15 protein-coding genes are annotated in these 16,845 nt (G+C 42.1%); 4 read left to right on the top strand and 11 right to left on the bottom strand.

All coding sequences use genetic code 11. From position 1 onward, the window contains the following. Positions 1-386 precede the first annotated feature (386 nt). The 4 genes from fba to tkt form a co-directional block, all read right to left on the bottom strand. Positions 387-1,451: a class II fructose-bisphosphate aldolase gene (fba, locus tag CXF80_RS17815; RefSeq protein WP_101034256.1), complete on the bottom strand. Its 1,065-nt coding sequence runs from the start codon at positions 1,449-1,451 to the stop codon at positions 387-389. 149 nt (positions 1,452-1,600) lie between these two features. Further along, positions 1,601-2,776: a phosphoglycerate kinase gene (locus tag CXF80_RS17810; protein WP_101034255.1), complete on the bottom strand. Its 1,176-nt coding sequence runs from the start codon at positions 2,774-2,776 to the stop codon at positions 1,601-1,603. Between the two features lie 79 nt (positions 2,777-2,855). After that, positions 2,856-3,875, bottom strand: a complete 1,020-nt coding sequence (gene epd / locus CXF80_RS17805) for an erythrose-4-phosphate dehydrogenase (RefSeq protein WP_101034254.1) — start codon at positions 3,873-3,875, stop codon at positions 2,856-2,858. A 190-nt stretch (positions 3,876-4,065) separates the two neighbouring features. Continuing rightward, a complete protein-coding gene (tkt, locus tag CXF80_RS17800) occupies positions 4,066-6,060 on the bottom strand; it encodes a transketolase (protein WP_101034253.1) in 1,995 nt (664 codons plus the stop codon). A 773-nt stretch (positions 6,061-6,833) separates the two neighbouring features. On the opposite strand from tkt, the gene metK reads away from it, so the two are divergent. After that, positions 6,834-7,985: a methionine adenosyltransferase gene (gene metK, locus CXF80_RS17795; protein WP_101034252.1), complete on the top strand. Its 1,152-nt coding sequence runs from the start codon at positions 6,834-6,836 to the stop codon at positions 7,983-7,985. Positions 7,986-8,106: 121 nt separating this feature from the next. Next, complete coding sequence (locus CXF80_RS20555) at positions 8,107-8,787, top strand: GNAT family N-acetyltransferase (RefSeq protein ID WP_101034251.1); 681 nt, start codon at positions 8,107-8,109, stop codon at positions 8,785-8,787. 18 nt (positions 8,788-8,805) lie between these two features. On the opposite strand, the gene CXF80_RS17785 is transcribed toward CXF80_RS20555, so the two are convergent. From CXF80_RS17785 to CXF80_RS17775, 3 genes are all read right to left on the bottom strand, one after another. Next, positions 8,806-9,162 carry a hypothetical protein gene (locus tag CXF80_RS17785; RefSeq protein ID WP_101034250.1) on the bottom strand — a complete coding sequence of 119 codons (357 nt, stop codon included), beginning with the start codon at positions 9,160-9,162 and terminating at the stop codon, positions 8,806-8,808. A 238-nt stretch (positions 9,163-9,400) separates the two neighbouring features. After that, positions 9,401-9,961, bottom strand: coding sequence for a GNAT family N-acetyltransferase (locus tag CXF80_RS17780; RefSeq protein WP_101034249.1), 561 nt, complete (start codon positions 9,959-9,961; stop codon positions 9,401-9,403). A gap of 3 nt (positions 9,962-9,964) precedes the next feature. Further along, positions 9,965-10,183 (bottom strand): hypothetical protein, encoded by a 219-nt coding sequence (locus CXF80_RS17775; protein WP_101034248.1) that lies wholly within the window; start codon positions 10,181-10,183, stop codon positions 9,965-9,967. A 122-nt stretch (positions 10,184-10,305) separates the two neighbouring features. Here CXF80_RS17775 and CXF80_RS17770 point away from each other — a divergent pair, with 122 nt between their 5' ends. Together CXF80_RS17770 and argR are read left to right on the top strand one after the other, a co-directional pair. Then, on the top strand, positions 10,306-10,779 hold the full coding sequence (locus tag CXF80_RS17770) for an META domain-containing protein (RefSeq protein WP_101034247.1): 474 nt from the start codon (positions 10,306-10,308) through the stop codon (positions 10,777-10,779). A 195-nt stretch (positions 10,780-10,974) separates the two neighbouring features. After that, complete coding sequence (argR, locus tag CXF80_RS17765) at positions 10,975-11,445, top strand: transcriptional regulator ArgR (RefSeq protein WP_101034246.1); 471 nt, start codon at positions 10,975-10,977, stop codon at positions 11,443-11,445. A 63-nt stretch (positions 11,446-11,508) separates the two neighbouring features. Here the strand turns inward: argR and CXF80_RS17760 are convergent, their stop codons facing one another. From CXF80_RS17760 to CXF80_RS17745, 4 genes are all read right to left on the bottom strand, one after another. Beyond that, positions 11,509-12,447: a Dyp-type peroxidase gene (locus CXF80_RS17760; RefSeq protein WP_101034245.1), complete on the bottom strand. Its 939-nt coding sequence runs from the start codon at positions 12,445-12,447 to the stop codon at positions 11,509-11,511. 480 nt (positions 12,448-12,927) lie between these two features. After that, a complete protein-coding gene (locus CXF80_RS17755; RefSeq protein ID WP_101034244.1) occupies positions 12,928-13,959 on the bottom strand; it encodes an ABC transporter ATP-binding protein in 1,032 nt (343 codons plus the stop codon). A gap of 2 nt (positions 13,960-13,961) precedes the next feature. After that, positions 13,962-15,593 (bottom strand): ABC transporter permease, encoded by a 1,632-nt coding sequence (locus CXF80_RS17750; RefSeq protein ID WP_101034243.1) that lies wholly within the window; start codon positions 15,591-15,593, stop codon positions 13,962-13,964. Between the two features lie 130 nt (positions 15,594-15,723). Then, positions 15,724-16,731, bottom strand: a complete 1,008-nt coding sequence (locus CXF80_RS17745; protein ID WP_101034242.1) for an extracellular solute-binding protein — start codon at positions 16,729-16,731, stop codon at positions 15,724-15,726. Positions 16,732-16,845 lie beyond the last annotated feature (114 nt).

The following is a 16,845-nucleotide window of genomic DNA, read 5'->3' as shown; positions in this document are numbered from 1 at the left end:
TGTTGGCACAAGATACCTTTGAGACTTAGCAGCTCATAGCTGTTTAGCACCGACCATAGGGTCAATAATAATCTCGTTACCTATGCCAATCGACAATCGACAATCCGAACAATAAGATAAACATTCAAATTTGGCAATAGAATCACTGTGCCGCGAAAGCTTTGTCACCCATGGCGTCTTACATTAGGTCGCGGCCATTAATGGCCACATCCATGTGATTTTTCGCCCATAACAGGTAAATCAATAAATGTTGACGTTATAGCATCAATTTTTTAACCGATAACCATGTTCGATAAGGTTTACAAAATAACGTTTTGGGTTATTTTTTCACAAAAAATCAGCTCATTGATAAATGAGCTGATTAGTGGTTTTAGTGTAAGACTGGCTTACATTATTTTAGGATCAAGCTCACCAGATTGATAAGCTTTATACATTGCTTGCAGTGATTTAGGCTTAATTTTAGAGCCCATACCAGCACAACCAAATGCTTCATAACGGATGGTACAAATGTCAGCCATCGCTTCCATTGATGCTTTCAAGAATTTACGCGGATCAAATTCTGCAGGATGTTCAGCCAAGAATTTACGCACGGCACCCGTTGATGCTAAACGTAAATCAGTATCAATGTTCACTTTACGCACACCGTGCTTAATACCTTCAACGATTTCTTCTAACGGTACACCGTAAGTTTCTGGAATTTCACCACCGTACTGGTTGATGATTTTCAGCCACTCTTGCGGTACTGAAGATGAACCGTGCATAACCAAATGCGTGTTAGGGATCCGCGCATGGATTTCTTTAATACGGTCGATACGTAATACATCACCGGTAGGTTTACGGCTAAACTTGTACGCACCATGACTGGTACCAATGGCAATCGCTAACGCATCTACATGAGTATCAGCAACGAACCGAGCAGCTTCTTCAGGCGACGTTAGCATTTGGTCCATGCTCAGCGTTCCCACAGCACCAACACCGTCTTCTTCGCCAGCTTGGCCAGTTTCTAAACTGCCTAAACAACCAATTTCACCTTCAACAGACACACCACAAGCATGAGCAAATGCCACTGTACGACGAGTAACATCTACGTTGTAGTCGTATGATGCAGGTGTTTTACCATCGGCCATTAACGAGCCATCCATCATGACTGATGACATACCTAACTGAATTGAACGCTGACAAATGTCAGGATCAGTACCGTGATCTTGATGAATACAAACTGGGATATCAGGATACTGCTCAAGAGCGGCTGCCATTAAGTATTTTAAAAATTGTGGGCGAGCATATTTACGTGCACCGGCAGAGGCCTGAACAATCACAGGGCTGTCAGTGGCTTCAGCGGCTTGCATAATTGCACGCATTTGCTCAAGGTTGTTAACGTTAAAAGCAGGGACGCCATAACCATGCTCTGCAGCGTGGTCAAGCAGTTGTCGTAGAGAGATAAGAGCCATTTTGTTCTCCAATAATAGGGTGATTACTCACCTAGGTCACTATCGTTTGGACGGATTTTTTACTCTGTCGCGGCTAAAAAATAACAGTGACAGAGCGGTTTTTTTTATAATAATTATTAGGTTTACGCTACAAATACTTGATGTGTGAACTAAGCGCCACGCTTTTCAAGCATTGCTACTGCGGGTAATTCTTTGCCTTCTAAAAACTCAAGGAAAGCCCCCCCACCGGTTGAAATATAAGACACTTTGTCTGCAATATTGTACTTATCGACTGCCGCTAGGGTGTCACCACCGCCAGCAATAGAAAATGCTTTGGAATTTGCGATCGCTTCGGCGATACGCTTAGTGCCTTCGCCAAATTGATCAAATTCAAACACGCCCACTGGACCATTCCAGACGATCGTGCCCGCTTGTTCAATAATTTTAGCTAAGGCTTCTGCGCTGTCAGGACCGATATCAAAAATCATATCGCTGTCAGTCACCTCGCTAACCGATTTAAGCGTCGCGGCAGCCGTTGGACTAAATTCACTCGCTACTACCACGTCAGTAGGAACCGGAATATCACCACCACGACTTCGGGCATTGGTCACTAGACGCTTGGCCTCTTCTACTAAATCAGCTTCATACAATGACTTACCTACTTTATAGCCTGCTGCAGCAATAAAGGTATTAGCAATACCGCCGCCCACAACAAGTTGGTCAACTTTAGTTGAAAGGCTTTCAAGTACGGTTAATTTAGTCGACACTTTAGAACCACCAACAATCGCCACCATTGGACGAGCTGGATTATCAAGCGCTTTGCCTAGTGCATCTAATTCTTGGGCTAATAACGGGCCAGCACAGGCAATGGGGGCATACACACCGACGCCATGAGTAGATGCTTGGGCACGATGAGCCGTTCCAAATGCGTCCATAACATACACATCACATAATGCGGCCATTTTTTTAGATAATGTTTCATCATTTTTACCTTCGCCAATATTAAAGCGAACGTTTTCAAATACGACGACTTCGCCAACATTAACCTCAACACCATCAAGATAATCACTCACTAAACGCACTGAGCAATCTAACGCTTTCGTTAAATAATCCACTACAGGTTGCATTGAGAATTCGGCGTTAAACACACCTTCTGTTGGGCGGCCTAAATGTGACATCACCATGACTGCGGCGCCTTTTTGCAGCGCAAGTTTAATCGTTGGCAATGACGCCCGTAAACGCGCATCACTTGTCACTACACCATCGCTGACAGGCACGTTTAAATCTTCACGAATAAGCACCCGCTTATTTTGTAGATCTAAATCTGTCATGTTAATAATTGCCATAATTAGCAGTTCCTTTTTAAGTTAATACAAAGTCTTTGTGCGCAACCGGCTTAACCCATTACGGCATAATCTGTTTATGTTACCGATCTAATTTTGCTTGGATCATCGCTAAACTGGTATCAAGCATGCGGTTGGCATAACCCCATTCGTTATCGCACCATAATAATAATTTGACCAAGTGGCCAGCGCTAACACGGGTTTGGGTACCATCGACAATACTTGAACGTGGATCGTGGTTAAAGTCACACGATACCAGAGGCTCGTCAGTATAGCCTAAAATACCATTAAAACTTCCGTTTGAGGCAAGTTCTAACACACTGTTGATCTGTTCAATATTGACTTTTTTCTCAAGGGTGACGGATAAATCGATCGCGGTCACATTAATGGTGGGCACACGCACAGAAATAGCTTCAAACTTATCTTTCATGCGCGGCAAAATGCGTTCGATGCCTCGAGCTAATTTAGTATCAACAGGAATAATGGACTGGCCCGCGGCGCGCGTTCGACGTAAATCATCATGATAAGCGTCAATGACCTGCTGATCATTCATCGCCGAGTGAATAGTCGTAATAGCCCCACTTTTAATTTCAAAATGCTTATCCAATACATCGATAACCGGGACAATACAATTGGTAGTGCAAGACGCATTAGAAATAACCGTATGGTCTGCACGCAATAAATCATGATTAACACCATACACAATGGTTGCATCAACATCTGCAGAAGAAGGATGGCTAATCAGCACTTGCTTAGCGCCAGCATGAATGTGTGCTTCGCAAGCTTGACGATCAATTAAGCTGCCGGTGGCTTCATAAACGATATCAATATCAAGCTCAGCCCAAGGCAATAAGTTAGCATCAGCTTGATTGAGTAACAAAATACTGTCATCACCAATAAGCAACTGTTCACCCTTTAGCTTAACGTTATGCTTGAAACGACCATGAGTAGTGTCGTATTGGGTTAAATGACAAATAGCTTCTGGCTTTGCCAGCTCATTAATCGCCACAATTTGAATTTGTTGACGTTTACCAGATTCGTACAGTGCACGAAGTATTGAGCGGCCAATCCGGCCATAACCATTAATTGCAACTCGAATCATTTAGGGTCCAGTATCATTCACCGAGGTACCTATGGTGTCATCAACTATTGTAGAAACACTGACACATAAGTGACTTAGTAAATGTTATTTAGTGTGAATTAAAGACATAAAAATAACGGCCTGCAATAGTATTGCAGGCCGTTATTATACAGATTAACCACCTAATAGATAAGTGTTTAATCTCAGATGATTATCCTAAAGATTGGACAGTTTTTACTACATTATCAACAGTGAAGCCGAAATGCTTAAGTAAATCACCACCAGGGGCTGACTCACCGAAGGTCGTCATACCCACTACGCCACCATCAAAACCAATATACTTGTACCAGAAATCTGTATGTGCAGCTTCAATGGCAACACGTTTAGTGACACCTTTTGGCAAGACAGATTCTTTGTAGGCAGCATCTTGCTTATCAAACTCAGTCGTAGAAGGCATAGAAACCACACGCACTTTTTGACCTAACTTGGTTAACTCGACGGCAGAATCCATCGCCAATTGCACTTCACTGCCGGTGGCAATCAAAATCACCTCTGCAGTGCCTTGACAATCAGACAGTACATAACCACCTTTAGTCACGTTAGCTAATTGCTCGGTGCTACGCGCTTGTGCTTTAAGACCCTGACGGCTAAAGACTAGCGCTGTTGGTGCATTGCGACGTTCAATCGCCACTTTCCATGAAACAGCCGTTTCAGCTGCATCACATGGACGCCATACGGCCATATTTGGCGTTAAGCGCAAGTTAGCTAATTGCTCAACAGGCTGATGGGTTGGACCATCTTCACCTTGACCAATTGAGTCATGGGTATACACGAAAATATTTTGAATACCCATTAATGCAGACATACGTACTGCGTTACGCGCATATTCCATAAACATCATGAAGGTTGCACCATAGTTAATAAAACCACCATGCAATGATGCGCCGTTCATAATACCGCTCATGCCAAATTCACGTACACCGTAATAGATGTAGTTACCGGCAGGATCGTCTTGAATACCTTTTGAACCAGACCAAAGTGTTAAATTAGAACCGGCTAAGTCTGCGCTACCACCGAGTAATTCTGGCAACATGGCACCGAAGAAACCTATGGCATTTTGCGATGCTTTACGGCTGGCAATACCTTCAGCTTTATCTTGGCTTTGTTGGATAAAATCTTGTGCTTTAGATTCGAAATCTGCAGGTAAATCACCTTTTAATACCCGGCGATCATATTCTGCAGCGAGTTCTGGAAATGCAGCTTGATAAGCGCCAAATTTTTCATTCCATAATGATTCATTGGCCACACCTTTTTGCTTAGCATCCCAACCAGCATAAACATCAGATGGGATTTCAAAAGGAGCATGTGGCCAGTTTAAGAACTCACGAGCAGCGGCGATTTCAGCATCACCTAATGGTGCACCATGGCAATCATGGCTACCCGATTTGTTAGGCGAACCGAAACCAATAATGGTTTTACAGCAAATCATCGATGGCTTGTCAGTGACTGATTTGGCTTGTTCAATTGCAGCACGGATAGCGTCTGGATCATGACCATCTACACCCGCAATAACATGCCAGCCATAGGCTTCAAAACGCTTAGGCGTATCGTCGGTAAACCAACCTTCAACATGACCATCGATAGAAATACCGTTGTCATCCCAAAATGCCACTAACTTACCAAGACCCAATGTGCCCGCTAATGAACTGGCTTCGTGAGAAATACCTTCCATTAAACAACCATCGCCTAAGAAACAGTAGGTAAAGTGATCAACAATCTCGTGACCAGGGCGATTAAACTGAGCCGCTAAGGTTTTTTCAGCAATTGCCATACCAATAGCATTACTGAGCCCCGCGCCTAAAGGACCGGTTGTGGTTTCAACGCCAGGGGTGTAACCATATTCTGGATGACCAGGGGTTTTTGAATGTAATTGACGGAATTTTTTTAGCTCTTCAATTGGCAATTCATAACCCGATAAATGCAGTAAAGAGTATATAAGCATAGAGCCATGACCGTTTGATAGTACAAAACGATCGCGATCGACCCAGTTAGGATTAGTTGGATTGTGCTTTAGAAAATCATTCCATAGCACTTCGGCAATATCAGCCATACCCATAGGGGCACCTGGATGACCAGAATTGGCTTTTTGAACCGCATCCATACTTAGGGCGCGAATGGCGTTAGCGAGTACTTTACGAGATGACATGCTCTCTCCTGCTTGTTTGTGAGTAGCTGACAATTGTGAAGTCATATTTTCCCCTACTAGGCGATGTGACGCAAATTAAAATTTCTCACATTGCATATTTATACCCAAACGACCTCGAAAGACAGGATTGTGCATGTCCAGAATTGACCCAGTTCAAGGGTCTAGAAATAGAGCGCCTGCGGCTGCTAGGAGCGGACTCAGTCCTACTAGGGACAGCTTCAGAAACGATAACAAGAGATAACAAGCGAACGCTGCGCTCACGGATAGAGCGGTCTAGCACCTAGGCTCGTGGCTTATCATCTCTTGATATCGCTCGTCACCGCTTGTCATCTCAGGAATAGGGACCGCTTCGCTGCTAAGATTTTATAGCATCAAGCAGCGAAGCGACCTAGTACCTAGCCATATGCTCAAATACCAATGAAGGGCATTGATGAGCTAAGTCATTATTTATTGACAGTCGAGCTTGAAAACAGCGCCATATCAGTCAAACATAACCTTATATCGCCATTTAAAGCCTAATAATCAACCCTGATATTGTTCAATTTTTGGCACTAAAGTGATTATAAAAAACTATAAAAAAATCTAAAATTATTTATAATCAATTAGTTAATTAGCAACGAAGCTAAAAATAGTTATTTTGAATATAAAATATTCATGCATCACTGCACAATTATAAAGTTAAATTCGTATAGGGGGGGTGTTATCAGATTCGATTTCGACTAAAATAGACGTCTAGACGTATATTCAAATGCAACCAACGAGATTTTCCTATTATGGCAAAGCACTTGTTTACCTCTGAGTCTGTCTCAGAAGGTCATCCAGATAAAATCGCCGATCAGATTTCTGATGCGGTATTAGACGCAATACTTGAGCAAGATCCAAAAGCTCGTGTTGCGTGCGAAACATATGTTAAAACCGGTATGGTATTAGTGGGCGGCGAAGTCACCACTTCTGCTTGGGTAGATATTGAAGAAATTACCCGTAAAACCGTGCGCGAAATCGGTTACACCAATTCGGATATGGGTTTTGATGCTGATTCATGTGCTGTACTGAACGCCATTGGCAAACAGTCACCAGACATTAATCAAGGTGTTGATCGCTCAGATCCGGCTGAACAAGGCGCGGGTGACCAGGGCTTAATGTTTGGCTATGCCAGCAATGAAACCGATGTATTGATGCCTGCACCGATCACTTACGCGCACAAATTAGTTAAGCGTCAGTCTGAAGTGCGTAAAGATGGCACCCTACCTTGGTTACGCCCAGATGCGAAAAGCCAAGTAACGTTTGCCTATGACGATGGCAAAATCATCGGTATCGATGCGATTGTATTGTCAACGCAACATCGTGAAGACGTGAAACAAGCTGATTTGATTGAAGCGGTAATGGAAACCATCATCAAGCCTGTATTACCGGCACAATGGTTAAATAAAGACACTAAATACTTTATTAATCCTACCGGTCGCTTTGTAATTGGTGGACCTGTTGGTGATTGTGGTTTAACCGGACGTAAGATTATCGTAGATACTTACGGCGGAATGGCCCGTCATGGCGGCGGAGCATTCTCTGGTAAAGACCCATCTAAAGTGGATCGAAGTGCCGCTTACGCTGCACGTTATGTGGCTAAAAACATTGTTGCGGCTGGCCTTGCTGATCGCTGTGAACTTCAAGTGTCTTACGCCATTGGTGTGGCAGAGCCAACATCTATCAGTATTGAAACATTCGGTACCGGTAAAGTGTCTGAAGAAGTGTTAATCAAATTGGTTCGTCAACACTTTGAGTTACGTCCATATGGCTTAACGGCAATGCTAGATTTGGCACGTCCAATCTACCAACAAACAGCCGCTTATGGTCATTTCGGTCGCGATATATTCCCTTGGGAAGCAACGGATAAAGCTGAAATGCTTCGGGCTGATGCAGGGCTATAATGAAGAAACGAATATCGTCTTAGCCTAGCGACTTTAGGCTAAGCAAAACGATATCAAAAAAAAAACCGCCATTGGCGGTTTTATTTTATCTGATTTATTAGACAATTATTTGATCTCACAAATGGCTCACGTTATGTATCACCCCACTTGGCTAGACACAAAGATAACGGCAAACCACCAGCCATCTGTTGCGACTAAATCCATTGCGGTTAACCCGAGTGCAACTAATCCGACTGCAACTAATCCGACTGCAACTAATCCGACTGCAACTAACCCGAGTGTAACTAATCCGACTGCGATTGAACTCACGGCTATCAAGCACTGTGCCAGTAAACTTTCTGTTATAAAAGCGTGGTCTGCAATCAAATTATTTTATCGTCAGCATATGCCCTATGCTCGATTAGCCCAAAAAGAAGCGGTTGCTGTGATTCATCACCTACACTCTTCTGACACAGATAGCACAGACTTAAACCAGCAAACAATCGTTGCCGCAATAAGAATTAAACCGATAGGCCAATATCAATTGATAAGTGGATTATTAGTCCATCCTCACTATCGTGGCCAACAACTTTCAAGTCAGTTATTGCAATTTATCGCACCCAAATTAACGAGTAGACATTGCTTCTTATTTGCCCACCCCTGGTTAATTGACTTATATCAACGGCAGCACTTTGTGGTGATAGATCCGAGTGCGTTTGCTAGGTTACCGGCAGAGATAATGCAGTTATATCATCGATATCACAGTGAACAACGGCCATTAGTGATAATGCAACTCCATGACGCTGAAGTGACAGCGCCATAAATACGGGGTGATGCTCAGTTAACAATGGTCAAAATGCGCCGTTTCAACACACATAAACGATACTTGCTGCATGGTCATTACCGGCACCACTTTGACACAAATTGACGCCTTATTAATCCGCTCGACTTGGGTAAACAATGTAATCGCTGCATGGTAATCATTGGTTACCCCACAAAATAACCACGTTTGTTGCCAGCACACAAAATATCCCGACTGCTGCAACTGTGGATCATCTTCATCTTGTAAATCAGCTGCAACACACTCAAACGTCTCACTCGCGTCAGTCAATACCGCAGCAATCAGCTTCATATTGTCAAACGCCGATAACCTTAAGCCAAGGTAAGGTAAAAAAAGTGTTTCAAAGTCAGTACTCATAATATTCCTAATAAATAACCTCAGCTCGGGATAGCAAGCGATAATCAAACAACTCTTTGTCCTGCTATCGGTGTTGCATTGACTGACAATAGGGCCACAACTAACACGTCAATGCCCCTTGTTAGCAAAGCCAATGGCCAGTTTGATATTGCAGACTTGAAATAAATCGGTTTTTATCGATATATCCCATCCCTTATACCGCCTTGACGTTAAATAACCACCTTAACGACACAATTGATCAGATACCATTTACCGTGGCAGTGGCAGTGGCCAGTAAACAATAATCACGTTGTTCAAAACTAAATTGATCAATCTCTGTCATCGCCGCTTTTTGTTGATGCGCGGCTAATGAACGCGCATTGTCTGCGGCGACATACGTAATCATAAATGGAAAGGTATTGCTTACTTGTTTTTTTAATTCAGTGACTAACGCCGAAAATACTCCTTGGCCACGTTTTGATTCTTGGATCCAAACCGGCCCATATTGGCATGAATTAGTGGTCGATAAAGTTTGTCCCTCTAAATCGGTAAACTTAATTTTTTGAATAATATGGCGATACAATGGTTGCGCGGAAAAAAAGGACCATTTGGCTGCCATCACATAACCAATGATTTGCTCTTGCTCTTCTGCCACGATAAACCAATGCTGATTGATAAGCTGTATCACCTCGCCTTTGCTGAGTGAATGAGCATGAAGTTGGTTATTTGAACCTAGCAACTCATCATCTACATGAGCACGTTCTAACTGCACAATAGCAGCAACATCGGTTAATAACGCCTTACGGATAATAAATGACAATGATTATTCCTTTGACCCTGAATTGGGAGATTGTTTCTTAGACCATTCTATCACTAGCGCAACAGGCAGCGGAGACATAATTAATGTCCCCACACCAATAAGTAAGGCAATGACTAATATACCACTGACTTGCTGGCCTATATCACTTTGCCAATGTAATCCTACGCCCACCAGCAACATGATTAAACCAACGATATGCAACACTTTGAGTATTTTGATCATTTTAGACTCTTTAATACGTTAAATAATGTTCATTAATTCGAAAAATTACAATTATTTACGCTCTTAATCACCTTCAAGTAGTAGAATAACGGCAATTTTTTCGTATTTGGAACTCTCTTCGCATGATAAAGCATATTCTTGGCGCCACCGTTATATTTTTAGGCCTGAGTGCTTGTCAAAACCACACTCAAATTGTCTCAAATGAACAATTAATTGGTACTTGGCATGTAGAAGTCGTCCTTGACACTCCTACCATCAATAATAGCCCAGCAAAATTAGTTTTTGCCCAAAATGGTGAGTTAAGCGGCAATAACAGCTGTAATCAATTTTTTGGTCATTACGATCAACAAGGAAATCGACTCCAAATGGCACCATCGGGATCAACTATGAAAGCTTGTGTGGATAGTTTAATGGCCCAAGAAGCGGATTTAATGCACGCTATTGCACAGGTACAACAGATTGATTTCTCAAAAGGCAAACTCAATCTGCTGTCTGAAAAGGGTGATACGCTATTGGTACTAACAAAACAATCATCGCCACGATCGTTATATAAAGAATCTTCAGATAAAGCCTCTTTAAATACAGCACCATATTAATTTATGGTTTATAACCTCAATACTGTGAATTATTCACTTAAGTCGGTAGACTTATTACTCACCCAAGTGTCAGCTTAAAGTTCCACTGCAAAATGAATTTTTATTCAATAAATCTGATTCTTTCTTGACTTAACAAGCCAATATATTCAAAATGTGCTAGTTTTTTGAATAACAACTATAAGATGAATTATCACTATGCCAGCGACAAGAAATCAGGATGAGCTCGTTCGAACTTTTAAGGCGATTCTGAAAGAAGAACGTTTTGGAAGCCAAAGCGAGATTGTTATTGCGCTTCAAGCCGAAGGATTCGGTAATATTAATCAATCTAAGGTCTCTCGCATGCTCAGCAAGTTTGGTGCTGTGCGAACTCGAAATGCTAAGCAAGAGATGGTGTATTGCCTCCCTGCCGAGCTAGGCGTTCCGACTGCGGGTAGTCCAGTTAAGAATTTAGTACTGGATGTTGACCATAACCAAGCCATGATTGTGGTAAGAACCAGCCCAGGTGCAGCGCAATTAATTGCACGTTTGCTCGATTCAATAGGCAAACCAGAAGGCATATTAGGTACCATTGCCGGCGATGATACTATTTTTATTTGCCCAGCAAGCATAAAAACTATTGATGATACTCTCGAAACGGTTAGATCCTTATTCAACTATAGTGAATAAAAAAACTGTTCCAATAAAAAAGCAATGCCATGGCATTGCTTTTTTATTGCCTAGAATCGGCGTTTACACATCATCAAATTGAGTTAAAAAATCCAGTGATGGTACAAAAAATGACGACCCAGTCAACGCTTTAGTAAACGACATTAAATGATCATGATTTCCATGACCATCACCGTGCACCATACTGCGGAGCATTTTTTCGAAATTATCAGGTGTACGGCATACAGAAAGAAACATTAGCCCTTGTTCTCTAATCGAACCATATGGCATGCTTTGGCGTAAAATCTCTAATGCGTTACCCTGTGGGTCCTTTAAATTGACTCGTTTCGTATGGCTGGTTAATGGCTTATCTTCTGACTCGTACTCAATATCATCAACTTTGGTTCGACCAAAAATATCTTCTTGTTTTTTAAGTGGTAAACGATGCCATTTACTTAAGTTATGCATGTATTTTTGTACATGTAGATAACTACCAGATACAAAGTCTTGATCTTCATCACCGACGAGCGCAACTTGTTGACGATGGCGCCCTTTAGGGTTTTCAGTACCATCAACAAAGCCGGTTAAATCACGACTGTCCATAAATCGAAAACCGCGCTCTTCATCGACTAACTCAACCAAATCCTCAAACATTTGATTAATTTCATTAGCAACAAGATGCAAAATATCATAACGATCGCAACGGATATGAACAAACAGATCATATTCCATCGCGGGAGCATCACGATTACCGTCATTCATTGCAGGAAAAGGTTTCAATAATGCTGGACGAGCTTCTGGATAAAAAGTATCCCAAAAATTGGCCCCAATACCCACAAAGCCATTAAAAGCACTGTCTGCATACTGATCCGTGAGTTCGTAAATGTATTGCGCCACATTAGCGATGGACGGACGTAGTTGATCTTCAACACCGTCATTGGCATTAAACATCAAGTACACACTGTGTAAATTCCCTTCTGCGCAAATCCCTAACTGTTCACGAGGCATAACTTGGTTACCCATATTAACTCATCTACCTTAATACTTTATGTCGGCCTAAATGGTTATAACTTAACGCTTTGATGTAATTAAGTAGTCATTAGATAACCAATAGCATCTTTTATCAATTCCGCTAATTAATAGCTTATCTTAATTCAATATACATTACCCGAAGTGTACTCACATTTAGCTGATTTGTATCACCTATTGTACTCATATTATCTCAAGTAAAAGATTGAACATCTGTTGTAATTGATGACTCACTTAACTCGAGTTACAGGATATTCTACGTAAGCCGACATCATAGTATTGAGCTTATTTGCTATCGAACTTGTCATTTATTTGATTAACCGACCCAGACTCTTATGACTGCTGCTGCAAGTGATGGTCTATTTTAAATTAATGCAGCACAGTGGACTAGACAGTAAACGATTTTATAACGGGTTATTATCCAGGGCGGAAGTTAACAATTATGCCCAAAAATTAAGATGACCACATCAATCGTTAATTAAAAATGACTAGCGGATGTGGCGCAATGCGAATATCAACTCGTTGACCTGGTATTAGTGTCGTTGATTGGCTACTTACATCCAAGATATCAGCGCCAATTTTAACTTGATAATGGCATACAGTACCTAGAAAATGCCTTTCAACAATATAGCCACGACCATCGATATTAGGATGAACTTCAATTTGCTGTGGCCTTAATAATACTTGCCCTTGGCTTCCAATAGGCCAAGGTAATTTTTCAGTACTATTAAGAGTGCCAAGAGCATAATCGACTTGATAACGAGTCGTTACAGTAACAGGTAAATAATTACCCGCTCCTAAAAAATCAGCCACGTAGCGCTCTTTTGGCGAACTGTATAAGGTTTCAGCTTTGCCATGTTGAATAATGGCGCCATCTTTAAATAATGCCAGTTTATCTGCGAATACAAATGCCTCATCTTTACTGTGAGTCACAAACACCGCGCTCACATTTCGCTTTTTCAATATGGCACGAATTTCCAGCATCATCTCGTTACGTACCTGCGCATCAATATTGGAAAAAGGTTCATCAAGTAATAATAATTCAGGTTGATAAGCTAAGGCACGCGCAATCGAAACTCGCTGCTGCTGTCCGCCAGATAATTCATGAGGATAACGAGATGCCAAGCCAGTTAATTTAACCAGATCAAGCATCTCATCCAACCGAGTTAGGCGCTCCTTTGCATTAAGGTTTTTAACGCCAAATAAAATATTATCCGCCACGGTTAAGTGTGGAAATAAGGCATAGTCTTGAAAAATCATGCCGACACCACGTTGCTCACTAGCCACAAACACGTCATCACTGCTCATCACCTGGCCACTAATACTGATACAGCCTTGGCTAATAGTTTGCAAACCTGCAATCACGCGCAACAGTGTGGTTTTGCCACAACCACTGGGGCCTAATAATGCGACAATTTCACCTTGCAGCAAGGTAAGATCCAAATGACGCAAGATCACTTGACCTTGATAATCACTACAGATATTTTCAATGGTTAAGGTTGACATAATTAGCCTTGTTGCTCCAAGGAGCGATTAAGATAAATCAACGGAACAAGCCCTACTAACACAATAACAATCGCGGCTAATGCACCGTGTTCAAGCTTTTCATCTGAGACAAACTGAAACACATAAGTGGCTAAGTTTTCAAATCCGATGGGGCGTAATAATAATGCTGCGGGCAACTCTTTCATACTTTCAATAAACACCAACAATGCACCGGCAAAAATCCCTTTACGCAATAAAGGTAAATGAACACGCCAAAGCAGTTGAAGTGGGGGTTGCCCCAAGGTAATACACGCCATGTCCAAAGAAGGCGAAATACGCTTATAGCTGTTCTCTAAGCTACCGATAGATATGGCAATAAAACGCACACAAAAGGCAAAAATCAGGGCGAACACGCTGCCAGTCAATAACAATCCCGGCCCACGTTCACCCAGCCAATAGTAAACATCGTTAATCGCAAAATCAATCAATGTCAGTGGTACCAAAACACCAATTGCCAGAACGGTGCCCGGCAAGGCATAACCAGTAGAGCTTAGTCTAGAGGGAAGATAATCACTTTTGCGCGGACTGACTCGACGGACAAACATCAATATCAGTGATAACAGCATACACACAGCACTGACGATAGCGGCAATGTATAAGCTGTTAAGGCTATATTGCCAAAAACGTGCATCCCAACTCTCGTTAAAATAATCAATGGCATAAACACATAACACGGTAAAAGGCAGCAAGAAGGCAATAAATAACAATAATGTGCAGTAGCCTAGCGCAATCCAGGCCTTAGTTGATGACAACACATATCGATCGGCTTCATTGAAGGATGATTGCTTTTGAAATAATTGTTGTTTGCGACGGGCAAACCGTTCAACACCAATCATAGAAAATACCACCAACAACATAATTGCCGATAACTTAGCGGCAGCCGTTAAACTGCCATAACCAAGCCATGTGTCGTAAACAGCTGTGGTTAGTGTAGGAACGGCAAAATAACTTACAGTGGCAAAATCTGCTGCGGTTTCCATAGCCACTAGGGCAACGCCAACAGCTAAAGCAGGCCGTGCCATGGGTAATGCCAGTCGCCAAAAACTGCGCCACGGACTACAACCCATCACCCGTGATGCATAAAGCAAATTTGAAGATTGCTCCATAAAAGCGGTTCGGGCTAATAAGTAAATATAAGGGAATAGTACTAACGACAGTATTATTGCCGCCCCGCCAAGGCTGCGTATCGCGGGGAAATAATAATCATGAGGTGATTGCCATTCAAACCAGTCCCTTAGTGTACGTTGCACTGGGCCGGCATAGTCGAGCATGTCGGTATAAACATAAGCAACAATATAAGCTGGCATAGCCAATGGAAGCAGTAATAACCACTGAAAATATCGTCGAAAAGGAAAGTCACAGCGGGCAATTACCCATGCGGCAGGAATGGCTAATAGCACAGAGCCAAGTCCGACCAACAACATCAGTAATAAGCTATTGGCTATGTATGTCGGCAACACTGTATTAAACAAATGACTAAATACAGCTTCGTCAGGAAGAGTGGATTGCACTATTAAGGCAATCAGCGGCAATGTTAATATTACCGCGATAAAATAACCAGTAAGCGACCAGCTTCTGGTTAGGCCTAAAATCATAAATAATACCGAGTTAACTCAGCGCACCCAACTCATTTTATCGATACTGTTAACCGTAACAATAGTGCGCTAAAAAAGTTTACGTGCGCTTGGCTTAGAGGTTGATCGTCTATTAAGGTTCGAGCCTTAATTACAGGTCAAATTTCACTTCGTCGAGTAATTTAACTGCCGCTTCGTGGTATTCTGCCAACGTGTAAATCGGTAAGCTGTCGGCCTTAAAATCACCCCACGAGGCCACTAATTCAGACGGCGCCACATCAGCCTTTACCGGATATTCCATGTTCACTTCAGCATACATTTTTTGCGCGACATCTGAGGTAAGGAATTCCATTAATTTAATTGCATTGTCTTTATGAGGAGCATGTTTGGCTAATGCCATTCCTGATACGTTGACATGAGCGCCACGGTTCTGTTGATTAGGAAAATTAATGTCGACAGCTTGCGCCCAACTTTTTTGGTTTCTATCCATTAACATATTGCCGTAGTAATAGCTGTTACCGATAGCAATATCACACAAGCCTTCTTTAACGGCTAATACTTGATCACGATCATTACCTTGAGGCTTACGGGCTAAATTAGCTTTAACCCCTTGTAGCCAGGTTTTAGTTTTCGCTTTACCATCATGAGCGATCATCGAGGCCACTAATGCGACGTTATAAGGGTGTTTACCGCTGCGAGTACAAATTTTACCTTTGTATTGTGCTAAGGCTAAGTCCTCGTAATCAATATCAATTTTACCAGTACGATCTTTAGAAGAATATAAATTACGCACGCGCATAGTTAGTGCGAACCAATTGTGTTGTTGTGAGCGATATTGAGGCGGAATATTATGGTCAATAATGCTGCTTTGGACCGGAGAAACAAGATCTTTATCCACCAACTCCATCAAGCGAGAAAAGTCTGATGTCAGTATTACGTCAGCAGGAGATAAACGACCTTCACGCGCTATCCGTTCAGCAATGCCATCTTTAGCAAATACGACATTAACGTCGATACCACTTTGTTGGGTAAATTTTTCTACAATGGGCTCAATCAGGAAAGCTTGACGATAAGAATAAACCGTTAATGCCTCTGCTGCACTGACAGAAGAAGCCACACAAGCCAACCCTAATAATGCGACACTTTTTAGCAACTTCATTAATCAACGCTCCCTAACTGAAACAATATTGCGCCATCGTCGACGCGATTGATAATGGTTATCAATTGCAATAGGGTAAGTGATCATCTTAAAAGGAGCAAGTGCTGTTTCACT

It is taken from the genome of Shewanella sp. Actino-trap-3 (genome assembly GCF_002836275.1).
GTDB classification, from domain to species: Bacteria; Pseudomonadota; Gammaproteobacteria; order Enterobacterales; family Shewanellaceae; genus Shewanella; species Shewanella psychromarinicola.
Note: the sequence above shows the minus strand (reverse complement) of the source record. Positions and strands in the feature narration are given on the sequence as shown.